The 19,407-nt window shown below is 68.1% G+C and carries 18 protein-coding genes; 6 read left to right on the forward strand and 12 right to left on the reverse strand.

The features are described from left to right. Window positions 1-2: 2 nt before the first annotated feature. The gene (gene rsmI / locus ACSJJU_RS02725; protein ID WP_435913632.1) at window positions 3-842 is read right to left on the reverse strand and encodes a 16S rRNA (cytidine(1402)-2'-O)-methyltransferase; all 840 of its coding nucleotides are present in this window, start codon (window positions 840-842) and stop codon (window positions 3-5) included. A 91-nt stretch (window positions 843-933) separates the two neighbouring features. Here rsmI and ACSJJU_RS02730 point away from each other — a divergent pair, with 91 nt between their 5' ends. Next, window positions 934-2,232, forward strand: coding sequence for a penicillin-binding protein activator (locus ACSJJU_RS02730; protein WP_435913634.1), 1,299 nt, complete (start codon window positions 934-936; stop codon window positions 2,230-2,232). A gap of 1,068 nt (window positions 2,233-3,300) precedes the next feature. On the opposite strand, the gene hemW is transcribed toward ACSJJU_RS02730, so the two are convergent. The 3 genes from hemW to rph form a co-directional block, all read right to left on the reverse strand. Next, window positions 3,301-4,482 (reverse strand): radical SAM family heme chaperone HemW, encoded by a 1,182-nt coding sequence (gene hemW / locus ACSJJU_RS02735; RefSeq protein ID WP_435913635.1) that lies wholly within the window; start codon window positions 4,480-4,482, stop codon window positions 3,301-3,303. After that, complete coding sequence (gene rdgB / locus ACSJJU_RS02740) at window positions 4,472-5,083, reverse strand: RdgB/HAM1 family non-canonical purine NTP pyrophosphatase (protein WP_435913636.1); 612 nt, start codon at window positions 5,081-5,083, stop codon at window positions 4,472-4,474. Before rdgB ends, hemW begins: the two co-directional genes overlap by 11 nt. Window positions 5,084-5,304: 221 nt before the next feature. Beyond that, window positions 5,305-6,021: a ribonuclease PH gene (rph, locus tag ACSJJU_RS02745; protein WP_435913637.1), complete on the reverse strand. Its 717-nt coding sequence runs from the start codon at window positions 6,019-6,021 to the stop codon at window positions 5,305-5,307. A gap of 228 nt (window positions 6,022-6,249) precedes the next feature. Here rph and hrcA point away from each other — a divergent pair, with 228 nt between their 5' ends. Beyond that, window positions 6,250-7,305, forward strand: coding sequence for a heat-inducible transcriptional repressor HrcA (gene hrcA / locus ACSJJU_RS02750; protein WP_435913638.1), 1,056 nt, complete (start codon window positions 6,250-6,252; stop codon window positions 7,303-7,305). Beyond that, complete coding sequence (gene grpE / locus ACSJJU_RS02755) at window positions 7,302-7,892, forward strand: nucleotide exchange factor GrpE (protein ID WP_435913639.1); 591 nt, start codon at window positions 7,302-7,304, stop codon at window positions 7,890-7,892. Before hrcA ends, grpE begins: the two co-directional genes overlap by 4 nt. A 124-nt stretch (window positions 7,893-8,016) precedes the next feature. Here the strand turns inward: grpE and ACSJJU_RS02760 are convergent, their stop codons facing one another. Further along, entirely contained in the window at window positions 8,017-8,640 is a 624-nt protein-coding gene (locus ACSJJU_RS02760) for a vgr related protein (protein ID WP_435913640.1), read from the reverse strand. A gap of 551 nt (window positions 8,641-9,191) precedes the next feature. Between ACSJJU_RS02760 and dnaK the strand changes: the two genes are divergently transcribed. From dnaK to ACSJJU_RS02775, 3 genes are all read left to right on the forward strand, one after another. Beyond that, the gene (gene dnaK / locus ACSJJU_RS02765) at window positions 9,192-11,105 is read left to right on the forward strand and encodes a molecular chaperone DnaK (RefSeq protein WP_435913641.1); all 1,914 of its coding nucleotides are present in this window, start codon (window positions 9,192-9,194) and stop codon (window positions 11,103-11,105) included. A gap of 123 nt (window positions 11,106-11,228) precedes the next feature. Next, a complete protein-coding gene (dnaJ, locus tag ACSJJU_RS02770; protein ID WP_435913642.1) occupies window positions 11,229-12,374 on the forward strand; it encodes a molecular chaperone DnaJ in 1,146 nt (381 codons plus the stop codon). 137 nt (window positions 12,375-12,511) lie between these two features. Beyond that, window positions 12,512-13,402 carry a hypothetical protein gene (locus ACSJJU_RS02775; RefSeq protein WP_435913643.1) on the forward strand — a complete coding sequence of 297 codons (891 nt, stop codon included), beginning with the start codon at window positions 12,512-12,514 and terminating at the stop codon, window positions 13,400-13,402. A 114-nt stretch (window positions 13,403-13,516) separates the two neighbouring features. Here ACSJJU_RS02775 and ACSJJU_RS02780 read toward each other — a convergent pair whose 3' ends face one another. The 7 genes from ACSJJU_RS02780 to ACSJJU_RS02810 form a co-directional block, all read right to left on the reverse strand. Continuing rightward, window positions 13,517-13,798, reverse strand: a complete 282-nt coding sequence (locus tag ACSJJU_RS02780) for an HNH endonuclease (protein WP_435913644.1) — start codon at window positions 13,796-13,798, stop codon at window positions 13,517-13,519. A gap of 343 nt (window positions 13,799-14,141) precedes the next feature. Then, window positions 14,142-15,101, reverse strand: a complete 960-nt coding sequence (locus tag ACSJJU_RS02785; RefSeq protein ID WP_435913645.1) for an isoaspartyl peptidase/L-asparaginase family protein — start codon at window positions 15,099-15,101, stop codon at window positions 14,142-14,144. Between the two features lie 60 nt (window positions 15,102-15,161). Beyond that, a complete protein-coding gene (locus tag ACSJJU_RS02790; RefSeq protein WP_435914367.1) occupies window positions 15,162-15,653 on the reverse strand; it encodes a demethoxyubiquinone hydroxylase family protein in 492 nt (163 codons plus the stop codon). A gap of 74 nt (window positions 15,654-15,727) precedes the next feature. After that, window positions 15,728-16,213: a disulfide bond formation protein B gene (locus tag ACSJJU_RS02795; RefSeq protein WP_435913646.1), complete on the reverse strand. Its 486-nt coding sequence runs from the start codon at window positions 16,211-16,213 to the stop codon at window positions 15,728-15,730. Next, window positions 16,210-16,788 carry a YqaA family protein gene (locus ACSJJU_RS02800; RefSeq protein WP_435913648.1) on the reverse strand — a complete coding sequence of 193 codons (579 nt, stop codon included), beginning with the start codon at window positions 16,786-16,788 and terminating at the stop codon, window positions 16,210-16,212. Before ACSJJU_RS02800 ends, ACSJJU_RS02795 begins: the two co-directional genes overlap by 4 nt. Before the next feature lie 124 nt (window positions 16,789-16,912). Further along, on the reverse strand, window positions 16,913-18,028 hold the full coding sequence (locus ACSJJU_RS02805) for a divergent polysaccharide deacetylase family protein (RefSeq protein WP_435913649.1): 1,116 nt from the start codon (window positions 18,026-18,028) through the stop codon (window positions 16,913-16,915). Between the two features lie 40 nt (window positions 18,029-18,068). Next, the gene (locus ACSJJU_RS02810; RefSeq protein ID WP_435913650.1) at window positions 18,069-19,394 is read right to left on the reverse strand and encodes a S41 family peptidase; all 1,326 of its coding nucleotides are present in this window, start codon (window positions 19,392-19,394) and stop codon (window positions 18,069-18,071) included. Window positions 19,395-19,407: the final 13 nt, after the last annotated feature.

A 19,407-nucleotide genomic window follows, 5' to 3' on the forward strand; every position in this document is an offset into this window, starting at 1 on the left:
CCTCACGTCCGCCCGGTCAGGCCGAGCGCCAGCTTGTACAGCTCCTGCCGGTTGCCGCCGGTCTCCGCCGCCACCTGCTTCGCCGCTTCCTTGACCGACAGGGTCGCAAGCGCAGCCTTCAGCCGCGCCTCGATGGCCTCCTGGCTGAACGTTTCCTCCACCGGCGGGCCAACCACCAGCACGATCTCGCCCCGGGGCGGGCCTTCCGCCACCAGCGCCCGCGCCAGATCGCCCGCTCGCCCGCGCCGCACCTCCTCGTGCAGCTTGGTGAGTTCGCGGGCGATGGCCACTTCCCGGTCGCCCAGCACCGCCGCGATATCCGCCAGGCAATCGGCCAGACGGGGCCCGGTCTCATAGAAAACCAAAGTCGCGCGCACCTGCTTCAGTTCCTCCAGAACCTTGGTGCGCCCCGCCGTTTTGGGCGGCAGGAACCCGGCAAAGAGGAACCGGTCCGTCGGCAGGCCGGCCACGGTCATCGCCGCCACGGCCGCGCACGGCCCCGGCAGGGTGGTAACCGCGATCCCCTCCTCGTGCGCCGCGCGCACCAGCTTGTAGCCGGGATCGGAGATGAGCGGCGTGCCGGCGTCGGTCACCAGCGCCACCGCCTTCGTCTTCGCCTGCTCCAGAAGATCCGGGCGCACCCGGTCCGCGTTATGGTCGTGGTAGCTGGTCATCGGCGCGCGAACGCCCAGATGTTGCAGCAGCTTTGCGGTTACCCGTGTGTCCTCAGCGGCGATGAGTTCCGCTTTGCGCAAGACATCGGCGGCACGGATGGTAATGTCCCCAAGGTTGCCGATTGGGGTCGCAACGATATATAGGCCAGGCGGCAGGGTGTCGTTCATAATGACCAATGGTGCCCCGTCGGGCCGGTCACGGGCAATCGAAAACCGCAGCAACTTGTGCGTTTGCGGCTTGTTTTGAGGGAGCGCTTCCATGACGTTCAGTCTTCGGATGGGCAGTCTTCGGATGGGATCAATCGTCGCGGCCTTCGGCCTTCTGGCGGTTGCGGGCTGCGCTTCCCAGAACAACACCGCCGTGCGCGCCCCGGCGCCCGCGCCCGCCGCGCCGCCCGCGCAGGAGGCGGCCCCGCCGCCCCCGCCCGAGACGCTGAAGCCGGCTCCGCAGCAGCACCACGTGGCGCTTCTGGTGCCGATGAGCGGCCCCAATGCCCCCATTGGCCAGTCTATCGCCAATGCGGCCAGCATGGCGCTGCTGGACATCAACAATCCGCAGATCCACCTCAAGGTCTACAACACCGCCCAGGGCGCGGAATCGGTGGCCGCCCAGGCGCTTGCCGACGGTGCGGGCATCATCCTCGGCCCGCTGCTCGCCGAGAACGTGAAGGCGGTGCAGCCGCTGGCCGCGAGCAAGGGTGTTCCGGTCATCACCTTCTCCAATGACGCGACGCTGGCCGGCAACGGCACCTACGTGCTGGGCTACCAGCCCGATCAGGAAATCGAACGGGTGGTGTCCCACGCCACCCAGCAGGGCGTGAAGAAATTCGCCGCCCTCATCCCCAGCGGCAGCTACGGCAAGCGGGCGAGCGAGGCCTTCGTGCAGGCGGTGCGCGACAGCGGCGGCAGCGTCGTCGCCATCGAGACCTACCCGCGCGACCGCGCCCGGCTGCTCACCGCTGCCCGCCGCGTCGCCAACTACGACGCCCGCCTGGCGCAGGCCCGCGCTCAGGCGGCGGAGGCCACCGGCGTTGTCGGCGCGGCTGGCGCGAAACTTCCGCCCCCGGGCTTCGACGCGCTGCTGATCGCCGACGTGGCCGACTATGCCCGCGCCTTCATCCCCGCGCTCAAGCAGTATGGCGTGGACACCGCCAAGGTGCGGGTGATCGGGCCCGGCCTGTGGAACACGGAAAGCAACATCGCCCGCGGCGGCACGCTGACGGGCGCATGGTTCGCCTCGGTGCCGGACTACACCTTCGACTCCCTCTCCCAGCGCTATGCGAGCCGCTTTGGCAGCCGCCCCTCCCGCTTCGCCAGCATGGGCTATGACAGCATCCTGCTGGTGCACGCCGCGACCGCTTCCGGCTGGAAGCTGGGCACCCCCTTCCCCCGCGCCATCCTGACGGCCCCCGGCGGCTACACCGGCATCGACGGCCTGTTCCGCTTCAACGCGACGGGCGTCGCCGAGCGCGGCATGCAGGTGAACGAGGTGACGAACGACGGTACGCGCGTTGTGGCCCCCGCGCCCAACGCCTTCCCCACCGAGCTGACGCACTAAGGCGCCTCTGGGTCAAGGCGCCTCTGGGTCAAGACGCCTCTGGATCCGGGTTGGCACGCCCCGTTGGAGGAGCGCTTCCCGCCTTGGGAAGCACCTCACCTCCCGTCTTGGGAAGCACCTCCCGGCTTGGGCCCCGGGCGGGGAACAGGCTTGACGGTTCGGCCAGCCGCTCCGATTCCAATCGCCACCGTCAAATCGCCGCCGTCACAAGCGAGAGGCCGTCACAAGCGAGAGGCTGTCATGAGCCTGTAGGGCTCTGGCAGCCCTGGCACGAACCTGCAGGGTTCCGGGGTGCTTATGCCTCCGTGGCATGCAGCCCCCTTTCAACAAGGGATCTTACCGACGCGATTTGACCGAGTGCCTTCAGGGCGCATCCAAGCCCACGAACAGTCCCGAAAACCTGTCCGGCATCCGGATGCACTGAAACAGCTGAACTGAATCAGCACGCACGTTCCAAGTTCAGCCCCGGGCCCAGCTCCGGGCTCAATAGACCCCGCGAGGTAGGCGCCCGCGGGGTCTGTGAAAGGAGGCTTTGCCTTGCCTTGGTGGAATGGCTGTCATCTTACCTAGGGGTCCATCGGGTGCAACAGCCTTATAGTCGAATAGTGCACCCAGTTTTTAATAAAACTTGTTTATTTTCAATACTATACGACCACAACCCTATTGCGAAGCCATGCTTCGCCTGCTTCCATTTCCCCGCCCGTCTGGCCGGTTGGGAGGCACGGCAGCGCGTCTGCCGTCAATCGGCCAGAATCCGTGCTCGCATCAACCGTTGGCGCGGAAATCGGCGGGCTGGAAAGGAGGGGTATGCCTTGCCAACAGTGGAAGTGCTGGCTGTCGTCATTTCTCTGCTGGCGTTGTTGATAGCGGCGGTCCGGCTCGGACTGTCGCTTGAAAAACGCCGCAGGGATTAGGCCGCCGGCAAAGGGGGCCGGGCGGTGCTTCAGACGCGCTGGGGGTCGGCCGGCCCCTTACCTGCGCGCAAGCCCGCCCTAATCTGCGCGCCAGCCCGCCCTTACCTGCACGCCAGCCCGGATGCGTTTCGGCCCGGCGCTCTGCACGGGCGCATTACACGCGCGCCAGCTCGGCGAGCAGGCTGTTGAGCACCATCAGCCCCTGGGGCGTGGCGCGCAGAACGGCGGGCGTAAGCTCGACCAGCCCCAGCGCCGCCATGCGCGCGGCGGCGTCCATGTCGATGGCGTCCTCAAGCGCAACGCCAGTGCGGGCCAGGAAGCGGGCGCGGTCGATGCCTTCCGCCAGCCGCAGGCCCATGACGAGGGCCTCGTCCGCCCGCATTCCGGGCGACAGGGGTGTCTCCTCCTCCAGGCCGTGGCCGAGGGTTTCCACAGATTCCAGCCAGGCTTCCGGCTTGCGGCGGCGCTGGGTGGCAACGGCGTTGCGCCGGCCGTGCGCGCCGGGCCCCACCCCCACATAGTCGCCGTAGCGCCAGTAGACGAGGTTGTGGTGGCTCTCGCTGCCCGGCCGGGCATGATTGGAAATCTCGTAGAGCGGCAGCCCCGCCTGCGCCGTCATTTCCTGCGTCAGCTGGTAGAGGTCGGCCTGCGTCTCCTCGTCCGGCAGCACCAGATCGCCGCGCCGGTAAAGCTCGGCGAAGCGGGTCTGCGGCTCGATGGTCAGCTGGTAGAGCGAGAGGTGATCCGTCCCGAAGGCGAGCGCCCGGGCCAGCTCCGCCCGCCAGCTGTCCACCGTATGACCGGGCCGGGCGTAGATGAGATCGAAGCTGACGCGCCCGAACGTGCCGGTCGCGAGCTCCAGCGCCGCCAGCGCTTCCGCAAGGCTGTGGCGGCGGCCGAGCAGCCGCAGCGCCGCATCATCCAGCGCCTGCACGCCCAGCGAGACGCGGTTGACGCCCGCCTGCGCGAAGCCCTTGAACCGGGCGGCTTCCACGCTGCCGGGGTTGGCCTCCAGCGTGATCTCCACGTCGTCCGCCACCGGCCAGTGGCGGGCGACCGCGTCGATGATGGCGGCGACCGTGGCGGGCTCCATCAGCGACGGGGTGCCGCCGCCGAAGAAAAGGCTGACGACCGGCCGCCCCGGCGTGAGGGACGCCTCATTGGCCAGCTCGCGCAGGAGCGCCGCCCGCCAGCGGGCATGGTCCACGCTCTCCCGCACGTGGCTGTTGAAGTCGCAATACGGGCACTTGGACTCGCAGAACGGCCAGTGCACGTAAACCGCGAGGCCATCCTCGCCGGACACGGAGACGCCGGAAGAGAGAGGGTTACTTGTCAATGACTTCAGCCACCAGTTGCGCGAAAGCCCGCGCGCGGTGCGACATGGCGTGCTTGGCGGCGGGCTCCATCTCGCCGAAGGTGATGTCAAAGCCCTCCGGCTGGAAGATGGGATCGTAACCGAAGCCGTGGGCGCCGCGCATCGGCCACACAAGCGTGCCGGAGACCCGGCCCTCGAACACTTCCGTGTGGCCATCGGGCCAGGCCAGGCACAGGGCGCAGACGAAATGCGCCGTGCGGTCCGCCTGAGCGACGTTCTTCTCGTCCAGCGCCCGCGTCACCTTTTCCATGGCGACGGCAAAATCCTTGCCCGGGCCGGCCCAGCGCGCCGAATAGATGCCGGGGTCGCCCCCCAGCGCATCGACGCAGAGGCCGGAGTCATCCGCCAGCGCGGGCAAGCCCGCCCCCTGCGCCGAGGCCAGCGCCTTGATCTCGGCGTTGGCGGCGAAGGTGGTTCCGGTCTCCTCCGGCTCGGGCAGGTTCAGCTCGCCCGCCGACACCGGCTCGATGCCGAAGGGGGCAAGCAACTCGCGGATCTCCCGCACCTTGCCCTGATTGTGGCTGGCGATGACCAGCCTGCCCGGTGTCAGCTTGCGCGCCATAGGGTTAAATCCTCAAAACGTTTGCCACGAGCAATTTGCATTCGATTTGCAGGAGGGTCTTGACCCTCCTGCACCTCCCTTTCCTTTATCGGGCCGCACGCTTCATGAAGGTCGCGGCCCTTTTCAATTGCCGTGTTTTCCAGTGCGCGCCGGAACCACGGCCCGAAAAACGAAAGGGAGCGCGAGGGTCCGCGACCCTCGCATTATCAAAACAAACCCCTCTAGATCCCCAGAACGCGGCGCTGCAGGGCGAAGATCTCGCTCGTGCCGATGCGGGCGAGACGCAGCATGCGCAGCAGGGTTTCCTCGCTGAACGGTGCGCCCTCGGCGGTGCCCTGCACCTCGACGATGCCTCCGGTGTCGGTGAGCACGAAGTTGGCGTCGGTGTGGGCGGTGGAATCCTCGGCGTAGTCCAGATCCAGCACCGGCACGCCCTCATAGACGCCGCAGGAGACGGCGGCCACTTGGCCGGTGAGCGGCAACTCGCCGATGAGGCCCGCCGCCTGGAGGCGGGTGAGCGCCTGATGCAGCGCCACCCACGCGCCGGAGATGGACGCCGTGCGGGTGCCGCCGTCCGCCTGAATCACGTCGCAGTCCACCACGATCTGCCGCTCGCCCAGCTTCTGCAGGTCCACCACCGCCCGCAGCGAGCGGCCGATGAGGCGCTGGATCTCCTGGGTGCGGCCGGTCTGCTTGCCCTTGGCGGCCTCGCGCGGGGTGCGACTGTGGGTGGCGCGGGGCAGCATGCCGTATTCGGCCGTCACCCAGCCCTGCCCCTTGCCGCGCAGCCAGCCCGGAACGCTGGTCTCGACCGAGGCCGTGCACAGCACATGGGTGTCGCCGAACTTCACCAGGCAGGAGCCATCGGCATGCTTGGCAAACCCCACGATCATCTCGAGAGGGCGCATCTGATCGGGAGCACGGCCGGAGGGACGCATGAAGCAATATCCTTGTATCGAGTGGAGCGAACCAAAATCCCTGTCCCCGGCGCGCCGAACGCCGCCGGACCCCGTGCTTCTACCGGTCCCGCCGCGCCGCTTCAAGCGAGCGCGGCAGGCAAGACCGTCAACAATGCGCTGGAATGCGCCAGGCGCGGCGGGTCCGGACGCCCTGCCGGCCACAATGGTTGAACCATACAGGCGGTACACCTACATTCGAGCCCGGCCATGAAGACACTTTCGATTACCGATATCAACGAGCGGGCGCGCGACATCTTCCGCCAGATCGTGGAAGCCTATCTGGCGACCGGCGAGCCCGTGGGCTCGCGGACGCTCTCGCGCCTGCCCGGGATGAACCTGTCTCCCGCCTCCATCCGCAACGTGATGCAGGATCTGGAGGAAATCGGCCTGCTGTCCGCCCCCCACACCTCGGCTGGCCGCATGCCGACGGAACTGGGCCTGCGCCTGTTCGTCGATGGCATGATGCAGGTGGGCGAGATTTCCTCGGAGGAGCGCGCCCAGATCGAGGCGCAGGTCAAGGCCGACGGCATCAGCCTGGAGGATGCCCTCAGCCGGGCGATCTCCACGCTCTCCGGCCTGTCCTCCTGCGCCGGGCTGGTGCTGGTGCCGAAGGCGGACATCCCCATCCGGCAGGTGGAGCTCATTCCGCTCTCGGCGCACCGGGCGCTGGCGATTCTGGTGGGCGAGGACGGATCGGTTGAGAACCGCACCTTCGAGCTGCCGCCGGGCATGCCGTCCGCAGCCCTCATCCAGGCGGCCAACTACATCAACGCCCGCCTCGTGGGCCGCACGCTCGATCAGGCCCGCAAGCTCATCGAGGAGGAGCTGTCGCAGAACAAGGCCGAGCTGGACGCGCTGGCCGCCCAGGTGGTGGAGAAGGGCCTCGCCGTGTGGTCGGCGGATGACGACCACCGCGACGTCCTCATCGTGCGCGGCCAGTCCCGCCTGATCGAGGATGCCGCCGCCCGGGGCGATCTGGAGCGGGTGCGCCAGCTGCTCGAGGACATCGAGAGCAAGCGCGAGCTGGCCCGCCTGCTGGAGCTGGCGCTGAACGCCAGCGCCATGAAGATCTTCATCGGATCGGAGAACAGGCTCTTTTCACTCTCCGGTTCATCGGTTATCGCAGCCCCCTATCGCGGCGCCGATGAACGGATTGTTGGTGTCATCGGGGTCATCGGCCCCACACGGCTCAACTATGCGCGGGTCATTCCCATGGTGGACTACACCGCCCGCGTCCTGACCAGACTGGTATCGCAACAATGACCGAGGAAACTGTGCAGACCGAAACGCAGGACGAGAACAACGCCGCGGCTGAGGCTGCAGCCCCCCCGGCCCAGGATGAAGCGCTGGCGAACGCGCAGGCGGAGATTGCCTCGCTGAAGGACCAGCTGCTGCGCCAGATGGCCGAGACCGAAAACGTGCGCCGCCGCCTCGAGCGGGAAAAGCAGGAGGCGAGCGCCTATGCCGTCACCAGCTTTGCGCGGGACATCCTCGCCGTGGCCGACAACCTGCGCCGCGCCCTGGAAGCCGTGCCGGACGCCGCCCGCACCGACCCCACCTTCGCCAACATCATCACCGGCGTCGAGATGACCGAGCGGGAGGTGTTCAACATCTTCGGCAAGTACGGCATCGCCCAGGTGGAGGCCCTCGGCCAGAAGCTGGACCCGAACAAGCACCAGGCCATGCTGGAAGTGCCCACCAACGAGGCCGAACCCGGCACCGTGGTGCAGGTGCTGCAAACCGGCTTCGTCATCAAGGACCGCCTGCTGCGCCCGGCCCTCGTTGCCGTCGCCAAGCCGGCGGAAGGCGAGCCCAGCGCCCCCGGCGCGCAGGTGGACACCAGCGTGTAACCGCGCAGGGGTCAGTCTGATTTTCGAGACGGCGGCGGGTGCGAACCTGCCGCCGTTCTTGTTTGCCGGGCGCAGGAGCCCTGCCCGTAAGGCCGGAAACGATGGGGGCCGCAGCCAGCCCTTCCTACACCAGCGGTCTTTCCAGTGCCCCCGGTCCGAAGGGCACAAGCCGGCGGTAGACCGCCAGCGGCGGGGCGCCTTCCACCGCGCCGCCGCGGGAGAGGACGAAGCCGTGGCGCACGATCTCGGCCTGCTGTTCGATGCCGTATTCCTCGAAGCGCTTGCCAAGGATGAGGGGCAGGTAGCGGTAGCGGGCGAAGGGGCCGCGCGCGAGCGCCACGTTGCGGCCGGACTGGTGCTGCCAGACGTGGGTCAGCTCATGGACGAACAGCGCTTGCAGCCCAAGCGGGGCGCAGCCGAAGTCCTCGCGATAGAACGGGCAGCGGGGATGGAAGTAGATGTGGCCGTCGGGCGCCATGACGGTGCGGCGCGGCTGGAAGGGCCACCATTTGCGCCGGCGCACGGTGACGCGACGCACATCGAGCGCAGTGCCGAACACGGCGGCGGCCAGCGCCTGCTCCCCCTGCGTCAGCGGCCGCTCGCGCGGCGGCCCGGCGGGCCGGGGACGGTTACCGGCCAGCCGCCGGACCAGACCGGTAAGGCCCTGCCACAGCCTGGCCGCGCCCGTCGCCGAGCCCGTCACCGAGCCCGGTGCCGGATCCGTCGCCTGACATCCTCGTTCTGGCATGAGACGCCGCCTCGTCCGTGTGATCGTGGGTCAACAGGAGCGGAAACGCCTTCCCGGCCCCGGACGCCGCCGCGCCGTGCGGGTGATCCTCCGCCATGCCGCCGAACACGGCCATGACCAGAAGCACGGCCGACAGCAGAATGGCACCGAACCCGAGAATGCGCAAAGGCATGGGATGCTTTCCCTGACAGGAGATTGGGAACCGGACGGCAAACGACAGGCCGCCGGCACCGCTACAGTTTTAGGACGGAACGGCCCGCCAGCAATCCCCGGAGCCGTGCCAGATGGTCGCTTGCGGCAGTCTGCCCCACCTGCCCGCTGCCTGTCCCCCATGCGAGGCGGGGCGGCAGACGCAACCGCCGCTCGCGCTTTTCCCGCCCCTCATTCCCGCACGGGATGGGTTGTAGCCGTCAAGCTGCCTCCCTATATCGCGATGCAAAGCGACGGAGCGTGGTTCGGGAGTGGGCCCGGTCCGACAGCAACAGAACATTAACCGCCAGCGTCGATCGTGCTTCCCGGAGGCGATCGGCGGGGCAGAAAGAGGTAGGAACATGGGTAAGGTCATTGGTATCGACCTCGGCACGACCAACTCCTGCGTGGCCATTATGGACGGCACGCAGCCGAAGGTGATCGAGAACAACGAAGGCGCGCGCACCACGCCGTCGATGGTTGCCTTCACGGCGGATGGCGAGCGTCTTGTCGGCCAGCCGGCCAAGCGCCAGGCGGTGACGAACCCGGAAGCCACGCTGTTCGCCATCAAGCGGCTTATCGGCCGCACCTTCAACGACCCGATGACCCAGAAGGACATCGGCCTCGTTCCCTACAAGATCGCCAAGGCCGACAACGGCGACGCCTGGGTGGAAGTGCGCGGCGAGAAGTACAGCCCGTCGCAGATCTCCGCCTTCATTCTCCAGAAGATGAAGGAAACCGCCGAGCAGTATCTGGGCGAGCCGGTCACCCAGGCCGTGATCACCGTTCCGGCCTACTTCAACGACGCCCAGCGCCAGGCGACCAAGGACGCCGGCCGCATCGCGGGCCTTGAAGTGCTGCGTATCATCAACGAGCCGACGGCGGCCGCGCTGGCCTACGGCCTCGACAAGCAGGACGGCAAGACCATCGCCGTCTACGACCTTGGCGGCGGCACCTTCGACATCTCGATCCTGGAGATCGGCGATGGCGTGTTCGAGGTGAAGTCCACCAACGGCGACACCTTCCTCGGCGGCGAGGACTTCGACAAGCGCATCATCGACTGGCTGGCCGACGAGTTCAAGAAGGAGCAGGGCATCGACCTGCGCAACGACAAGCTCGCCCTGCAACGCCTGAAGGAAGCGGCGGAGAAGGCCAAGATCGAGCTGTCCTCGGCGCAGAGCACCGAAATCAACCTGCCGTTCATCACCGCCGACCAGTCGGGTCCGAAGCACCTGGTGAAGCAGCTCTCCCGCGCCAAGCTGGAGACGCTGGTCGCCGACCTGATCGAGCGCACGCTGGAGCCCTGCCGCAAGGCGCTGAAGGACGCCGGCATCTCCGCCAACCAGGTGGACGAAGTGGTGCTGGTGGGCGGCATGACCCGCATGCCCAAGGTGATCGAGACCGTGAAGAGCTTCTTCGGCCGCGATCCGCACAAGGGCGTGAACCCGGACGAGGTGGTGGCGCTGGGCGCCGCCGTGCAGGCGGGCGTGCTCCAGGGCGACGTGAAGAACGTGCTGCTGCTGGACGTGACCCCGCTGTCGCTGGGCATCGAGACGCTGGGCGGCGTGTTCACCCGCCTCATCGAGCGCAACACCACCATCCCCACCAAGAAGAGCCAGGTGTTCTCGACCGCCGAGGACAACCAGACGGCCGTGACCATCCGCGTGTTCCAGGGCGAGCGCGAGATGGCGGCGGACAACAAGCTGCTCGGCCAGTTCGATCTGGTCGGCATTCCGCCCGCGCCGCGCGGCGTGCCGCAGATCGAGGTGACCTTCGACATCGACGCCAACGGCATTGTCTCCGTGTCGGCGAAGGACAAGGGCACCGGCAAGGAGCAGCAGATCCGCATCCAGGCCTCGGGCGGCCTGTCGGACGCCGACATCGAGAAGATGGTGAAGGAAGCCGAGCAGTTCGCCGCCGAGGACAAGCGGCGCCGCGAGCTGGCCGAGGCGAAGAACCAGGCCGAAAGCCTGATCCACACCACCGAGCGCTCGGTTTCGGAAGCGGGCGACAAGGTGCCGGGCGATCTCAAGTCGCAGATCGAGGCGGCCATCAGCGACCTGCGCGGCGCGCTGGGCGGTGATGACGCCTCCGCCATCCAGGCCAAGACCCAGGCGCTGGGTCAGCTGTCGATGAAGCTGGGCGAGGCCATCTACAAGACCGAGCCCGGCGCGGCTGCCGGCGCAGGCACAGGCGCGGCCGAAGGCGATGCCTCGAGCGGGGACGAAGGCGTGGTTGACGCCGAGTTCTCCGAGGTGGACGACAACAAGAAGTGAGGCCGCCGCGGCCTCACGCGTGGCCTTCGGGCATGAACGGATTCCGGGCGGGGCACGGCGGAAAACGCATCCCCGCCCGGACTGCGTATGCCGGGCAGTGATGTAACAAGCGGACAGGAAGACATGGCTGACACTGACTATTATGAGGTGCTTGGCGTCGATCGACAGGCAGACGACAAGGCGCTCAAGTCCGCTTACCGCAAGTTGGCCATGAAATATCACCCGGACCGCAACCCGGGCGACAAGGCGGCCGAAGCCAAGTTCAAGGAAATCAACGAAGCCTACGACGTGCTGAAGGACCCGCAGAAGCGGGCCGCCTACGACCGCTACGGCAAGGCCGCCTTCAACGGCAACGGCGGGTTCGGGGGCGGATTCGGCGGCGCCGAGGGCTTCGGCGGCAGCAGCTTCGCCGACATCTTCGAGAACATCTTCGACGAATTCATGGGCGGCGGGCGGCGCAGCCAGGGCCGCTCCGGCGCCGTGCGCGGCTCGGACCTGCGCTACAATCTGGAAATCACGCTGGAGGACGCCTACCGCGGCCGCACGGAGACGATCACCGTCCCGACCACCGTCACCTGCGAGGCGTGCAACGGCTCCGGCGCCGAGCCCGGCACCGAGCCCGAGGTCTGCCCCACCTGCAGCGGCATCGGCAAGGTGCGGGCGACCCAGGGCTTCTTCATGGTGGAGCGCACCTGCCCCACCTGCCGGGGCACCGGGCGCATCATCGCCAGGCCGTGCCGGGCGTGCAGCGGCCTCGGCCGGGTGGAGAAGGAGAAAACCCTCCAGGTCAAGATTCCGGCGGGCGTGGACGAAGGCACCCGCATCCGCCTGGCGGGCGAAGGCGAGGCCGGCCTGCGCGGCGGCCCTCCGGGCGACCTCTACATTTTCGTCAGCCTCAAGCCCCACCGCATCTTCGAGCGGGACGGCACCACCCTGTTCTGCGAGGTGCCGGTCAGCATCACCACGGTGGCGCTGGGCGGCGAGATCGAGGTGCCGACGCTGGACGGCAGCCGCGCCAAGGTGAAAATTCCCGCCGGCACCCAGACCGGCAAGCAGTTCCGCCTGCGCGGCAAGGGTATGCCCGCGCTGAACGGCACGGGCACCGGCGACCTGGTGCTGCAGGTGACAGTGGAAACCCCGGTCAACCTGACCAAGCGCCAGCGCGAGCTGCTGGAGGAATTCTGCCAGATCGAAACCGGCGAGCAGTGCCCGCAATCGACCGGCTTCTTCTCCCGCCTCAAGGAACTGTGGGACGACCTGACCGACTGAGGCGCGGCGTTCGACAGAACACCAGCGTTCGACGGAAAAATGGTCGAATGCTTGTAAATTGAAGAAGACGCTTTGCAGGGTGGCAAGGCAAGCTCTCTTTCGCCGATACGAAACGCGAAGGCAAAGAGAACAACAAAATGCCGACCACCCTTCCCACCCTTCGGCCGCGCGCCCGCACGTCCCTTCCCGGTAACACCGCCTCCGGCACCCTCCAGACCCGGCCTCCATCCAGCGGGGTGCCCGGCGCGGACCCGCCCGCCGCCGCCCAACCCTCGCAGGCTGCCACGTCCCTGCAACAGGCCCCCACCACGCGGCACCCGCAGCCGGGCACCGGCGTTTACGAACCGGCGGCCACAGACAGCGGAGAGAGCAGCGGAGAGGTCTCCGGGGAGAGCAGCGGCGTGGAAGGAGAGGACGATCTCATGCTTGCCAGAATCGAAAAGCTGGAAGCCGGCATGGACCGGCTCTCCGACACCGTGAACCGGATCGATGCCAACGTGTCCCGTCTCAGCGGCCTGCTGGAAGCCAAGCTGCCCGAGCTGGCCACCCGCGCCGATGTGGCCCGTCTCGAAGGCGAGCAGGCGCGGCTGGCCGAGTCGTTCAACGGCCTGCGAACCGAGATGGACATTCGCCTGCCCACGCTGGCCACAAAGGAAGATTTCGCCCGGCTGGAAGGCACCCAGGCTGCCCTCCGGGCAGAACTCGACGCCCGTCTGCCTGTTCTCGCCACCCGCGACGACTTTATCCGGCTGGAGGGACGGCACGATCTTCTCAAGGCCGGGCTGGAGACGGTCCTGCCCACACTCGCCACCCGCGATGACGTCGCCCGGCTGGATAGCCGGCACGATCTCCTCAAGGCCGGGCTGGAGACGGTCTTGCCCACACTCGCCACCAAGCTGGAGCTGGCCGAGAAGCCGAGCAAATCGTGGCTCATGACCGCGGCCGCCACCTTCGTCGGCATGGTCACGCTCGGCGTGGCCATCGGCGCGCTGATCGGTCCGGTGTTCGGGAAGCTGCTCAACCTGTAAGGCCGGATCGCCTCGTGGCACCACCCGGCAGACGCCGAGCGGCACCCCGCTGACGGCCGGTGGCCGATGATGCCCCTGAATGGATGCCCCTTACCGACGGGTGAGGAGGCGCGCCTACCGCCGCCTGCGGCCGCCCTTTGGTTCCGTGCGCTTGTGGAAATCAGGCGGCTTGTCCGCCACCCAGGCGAGAAAACGGGCAATGGCCGGATGCTGGCGCACCGCATCCATGCCGGGGTAAAGCCGCTCCAGCTCCACTTCCGAAAGCGTCGCATGAATGGTCCGGTGGCAGATGGGATGCACCGGAACCACATCGCGCCCGCCCCGGCTCTTCGGCACCACATGATGCCACTCCACCCGCGCCCCCAGCGGACGGCCACACAAGGCACAGCGCTCCACGTCACCGCCCTCCTGATTGATGGTCCTGTCCGGTTTTATGGAAGCAGGAGGGACTTGTCCCTCCTGCACCTCCCCTTCGTTTAAAGGGCCGCGCCTGAGATCAGCTTGTGCGCTTTCGGAAGAAAGGGTTTGAGCGGGCCGCGCATGGCAGAACGGAAGGTGCTTTCTGCAACGGTCGGCAGGCTCGCATCCGGCAGGCTCAAGGGCGCGTCCCAATTCTTCTCAACAGATCATTCGGCCGTGGTTCCAGTTCGCTCGGGAAACGCGGTCCGATGAAATGATAGGGAGGTTGCAGGAGGGTCCGAGACCCTCCTGCAAAAACCCGAAAACCGGAGGAAAGACCTTACTCGTCCGCGAGGATGGCGGTGTAGGGCTCACCGCCCTCTTTCAGCGAGCCGCGGAACATGCCCGGCGTGTTCATCACCAGCACGACGTCGCCCTTGGTGTTGACGGCGATGATGCCGCCCTCGCCGCCCATCTTGACCAGCTTGTCCCTCACCACCTGGTTGGCGGCGTCTTCAAGCGAGAGGCCCTTGTATTCCACCAGCGCGCAGATGGTGCGGGCGACGGTCGCCCGGATGAAATATTCGCCGTGGCCGGTGGCGGAGACGGCGCAGGAGGCGTTGTCCGCGTAGGTGCCCGCGCCGATGACGGGCGAGTCGCCCACGCGGCCCCACTGCTTGTTGGTCATGCCGCCGGTGGAGGTGGCGGCGGCCACGTTGCCGTGCCGGTCAAGCGCCACCGCGCCGATGGTGCCGAACTTGGAGAGGTTCATGGCCTCCTTGCTTGCCTTGGCGCGCTCCAGCTGCTCGCGCCGCTGCGGCGTGATGAAATAGCTGTTGGGCACCAGCTCCAGTCCCACGGACCGGGCGAAGGCCTCGGCCCCGGCCGATTGCAGCATGACATGCTGGGATTGCTCCATCACCGCCCGGGCGGCGAGAATGGGGTTCTTCACGGTCTTGATGCCGGTGACGGCGCCCGCCTCCAGCGTGTCGCCGCGCATGATGGCGGCGTCCAGCTCCACCTCGCCCTCGGCGTTGAGCACCGCGCCCTTGCCGGCGTTGAACAGGGGGGTGTTCTCCAGCGACATGGCGGCGGCAGTGACGGCGTCCAGCGCTGTGCCGTTGGCCTCCAGCACCTTCTGGGCGGCGCGCAGGGCGTCTTCCAGCCCGGCCTTGTAGGCGGCCTTCTGGGCGTCAGAGAACTGGTCGTACTCATACCGGCCCGCACCGCCGTGAACGGCGATGGCGTAGCGGCCTTCAGGCGCCGCCTGGGGTGCGGCGCTGGCGATGTTTGCAGTCATGAAAACTCCAACCAACATGGTGAACAGGTGACGCATGGGCTTGCCCCCCTTCCCATTTGTTCAGATTTTTTCGGCAACCCGGATCGCGATGCGGCACCCCGTCTTGATGGCGGCGGAGAGAAGCGCATAGCCGGGCGTGCTTTCCGCCCCGTGCGCGATGGCGGAGTCGTGATGTTCGATCTCCTCGTCGCGGAACTGCTTCACCACGGCCGACAGCTCCGGGTCCTGGTCGCCCAGTTCCTCAAGCTGACGGGCGTAGTGCTTCTCGATCACGTCCTCGATGGCGGCGGTGGCCGCCATGGCGGCGCGCGGCCCCATGAGGGCGGTCGCCGCCCCGAGGGCAAAGCCCGCGACGCTCCACAGCGGTTGCAGCGCCGTGGGTCGCACGCCGCGCTCCACCATCATCCGGTTGAAGCGGTCGAGATGCTGCTGCTCCTGCTCCGCCATGCGGCGGATTTCCCCCGAATAGGCATGACGGCTGCCCATGACGGCCAGCTGGCCCGCGTAGATGCGCGCCGCGCCGTACTCGCCGGCCTGGTCGACGCGCACCATCTCCGCCGCCCGTTCCTTCAGCGGCCGGGTGGCGGGATGCGCGTGTCCGGCTCCGGTTCCGGGAGCGGCAGGCGTTACCGTTTCCGCGTCATGCTCAGCCATAGGACAAGCCCTCCCATGAGGAATGAGATGAGGGCGTTATAGCCCGCCATCGAGATGCCGAACAGGGACCAGGGGATCGCATCGCAGCGGACAACCGGCGCCGCCATGACCGCGGCGAAGATGTCCTCCGCCGAGCCGCCGCCGCCGATGACGGCGCAGGAGGTGATGCCTTCCCACCATTTCTGCTCCACGCCCACATGGAACAGGCCGATGGCCGCCGTCGTCAGCAGGGCGAGGCCCGCCAGTGCGGCGGCGAGGCGCGCCAGCCCCGGGCGGCCCTGCGCCAGCGCGAGGCCCCCGGCGGCGGCGAACACCAGCGCCGCGATGTGCGGCCAGCGCTGCCAGTGGCACATCTCGCACGGATGCAGGCCGCCGATGTACTGAAAGGCCAGTGCGCCGCCCAGCAGCGCGGCCGAGGTGGCGGCGGCTGCCGCCAGTGCCCGTTTCGTTTTCGTCATATGTATTTCAGCACCATGAAGCCGCCCACCACCAGGGCGACGAACACCGTGGTCACCAGCGTGAGCCGCCGCTCGATGAAGGCGCGGATCGGCTCGCCATAGACGCGCAGCAGCGCGGCGATGAGAAAGAACCGCAGGCCGCGGGTGATGATCGAGGCGAGGATGAACGGCCCCAGCGCGTACTGGGCCGCGCCCGAGACGATGGTCACCAGCTTGTAGGGGATCGGCGTCAGCCCCTTGATGAGGATGACCCACAGCCCCCACTCCGCATAGTTGGCGTGGAATTCGGCCGCCTTGTCCTGCATCCCGTACAGCTCGATCAGCCAGGCGCCGATCGACTCCATGGCGAAGTACCCGATGGCATAGCCGAACAGGCCGCCCACCACGGACGCGACGGTGCAGATGGCGGCGATGAGCCACGCTTGCCTCGGCCGCGCCAGCACCATCGGCACCACCACCACATCGGGCGGGATGGGAAAGAACGAGCTTTCCGCAAAGGAAATGGCGGCCAGACTCCACAGGGCGCGCGGACCTTCGGCCAGTCGCATCGTCCAGTCATAAAGCCTGCGGATCATCGCCCCGCCCTGTCGCCGTTTCTGTGTTGCTCCGCCTTTAGCAAGAATGGGGGACGGGCAACAGCCGCTTTCGCCCAGCCGGGGCTGAACGGCCCCGGTGCGTTGGTCGCAGACCGCCGCCCCCTCAGCCGCCCCGCTGCGCGTCCGCGTCCAGCAGGGCGCGGGGCGGCGCGAGGGCGATGTTGCGGGCGGACAGGCCCGCCGCCCACGGGCCGATGCGGTCAAGGACGGCCGCGGAGGGTTCGATGACGCCAACGGCGCGACCCCGGTTGCGGGCAAGCCGCTCCAGCGTCGCAAGTTGTGCGTCGATGTCGGCGGCCGAGACCGCGCCGCCGACGAAGGTGTCGTTGACCAGCAGCGGCAGGCCGATGGCCTCGGCAAGGCGGGGGCTGCGGGTGCGACCGGTGGCGCGGCTGTCGAGGAAGGGCAGGCCCTTCTCCGCCATGGCGGCGAGAACCGGGCGCAGCGCCGCCTCGCTGGCGGTGAAGGCCGAGCCCATGATGGAGTAGAGCCCCACCTCGCCGTCGATGCGGGCGAGCGCCCATTCCAGCCGGGCCAGGTTGCGCGCCGGGCTGGATGCCAGCAGCAGCGCCTGCGGACCGGGGTCCACCTGCGGATAGCGCTGCGGCTCCATGGGGATGCCGAGCCAGATCTCGTGCCCTCTGGCGCGGGCGGCCTCCACCAGCGCGGGCAGCTCGGCCGGATACGGGTTGAAGCCGATGGCGACCTCGGGCGGCAGCTCCTCGATGGCGCGGCGGGTGAGCGCCGGATTGGCCCCCGCATCCGCCAGCAGCAGCACGATGTGCGGCCCCTCCGGCAGCGCGGGGACGGCGGGCACGGCGGGTGCGGATGGCCCGGATGCGGTTGCGGCAGGTTCGGACGCGGCGGGCGCGGGCCCCTCGGATGGCGGAGCAGCAGGCGTTGTGGCAGCACCCCTGGCGGACGCCAGGGCACCGAGCACCTCCTCGGCCGGGACATGGCGCACATGGCGGGCCAGCACGTCGGCGAACAGGGCGGTCAGCCCGGCGAACAGCGCGAGGCCGGCAAGGCCGCCCGCCAGCCAGCGCCACAGCGGGCGGCGGCGCAGATCGGGGAAATCCTCGTCTTCATCCCAAGCGCCGGAGGGCGCCCCGGACAAACCGCCGGACGGCGTACCGGGCACCGCGCTGGACAGCGCACCCCGGCCTTCGCCCGGGTTCTGCCCCTCTGCGCCGTCCTCCCGATCCGCCCGTTCCTCCATGCCGCGCTGCCCCCCGCTCGCGCCCCCGTTTGCCGTTGTGTCAGTTCGCGGCGATGCGAGAGCCCGTCCCGAGGCGGCGCAGCAGCTTCAACGCGTAGTCGAGCTGGAAGTCGGTGATGCCCTGCTTCTTCAGGCTCTCAGCGGTGATGTTCTGGAAGCGCGGATCGGGCTTGGAGTCCTTCTCCTCCGCCCGCTCGCCCCCTGCTGTGCCGTTGAGCAGGTGGTTGCGCAGGTCCGCCTCGCGCAGGGTGAAGCGGTCCTTCAGGTCCGGGTCGGAGAGCTGGGGCACCTCGATGTCCGGCTCGATGCCCAGCTCCTGCACGGAGCGCCCGGCGGGCGTGTAGTAGCGGGCGGTGGTGAGCCGCAGCGCCGTGTTCGGCGACAGCGGGATCAGCGTCTGCACCGAGCCCTTGCCGAAGGTGCGCTGGCCGATGACGATGGCGCGGCGCTGATCCTGCAACGCGCCCGCGACGATCTCGGACGCCGACGCGCTGGCCTCGTCCACCAGCACCACGACGGGCTTGCCGCCGGTCAGATCGCCGGAGCGGGCGTAGTAGCGCTGGATGTCCTGCTTGCGGCGGCCGCGCTGGGAGACGATCTCGCCGCGCTCCAGGAACGCGTCCGATACCTCGATGGCCTGGTCGAGCAGGCCGCCCGGGTTGCGGCGCAGGTCGAGCACGTAGCCGGTGACGCGGTCCGCCCCGCCGATCTGCTGTTGCAGGTCGGCGATGGCCTTGCGCAGGCCCGGGCCGGTCGGCTTGCTGAACTGGGCGATGCGGATGTAGCCGATGGTGCCCTTGGCTTCGTAGCGCACCGGCTTCAGGGTGATGATCTCGCGGGTGAGCGTCACATCGAACGGCTTGGGCGCCCCTTCCCGCACGATGGTGAGGGTGATGGTGCTCTTGGGCGGCCCCTTCATCTTGCTCACCGCCTCGGTGAGCGAGGTGCCGAAGATCGGCTCCTTGTTGATGTGGGTGATGTAGTCGCCCGCCTTGATGTTGGCGCGGGACGCGGGCGTGTCGTCGATGGGGGAGACGACCTTCACCGCGCCATCCTCCATCGTCACCTCGATGCCGAGGCCGCCGTATTCGCCCTCGGTCTGGGTCCGCATGGTCTCGAAGTCGCGGGCGTCGAGGAAGCTGGAGTGCGGGTCGAGCGCCGCCAGCATGCCGTTGATGGCCCCTTCCAGCAGCTTCTTGTCGTCCACCTTCTCAACATATTCGGCGCGCACGCGCTCGAACACGTCCATGAGCTGGTCAAGCTGGCGATAGGTTTCCGTATCGGGGGCGCTGAACGCGGGCTGAGCCGCAAAGGCCCAAGCCACGGTGGCTGCCAGAACGATGCGACGCCGGAGAGTGAATGCCATGAAGAGCCTGACC

This window comes from Pedomonas sp. V897, assembly GCF_051304405.1.
Lineage (GTDB): Bacteria > Pseudomonadota > Alphaproteobacteria > Sphingomonadales > Sphingomonadaceae > Pedomonas.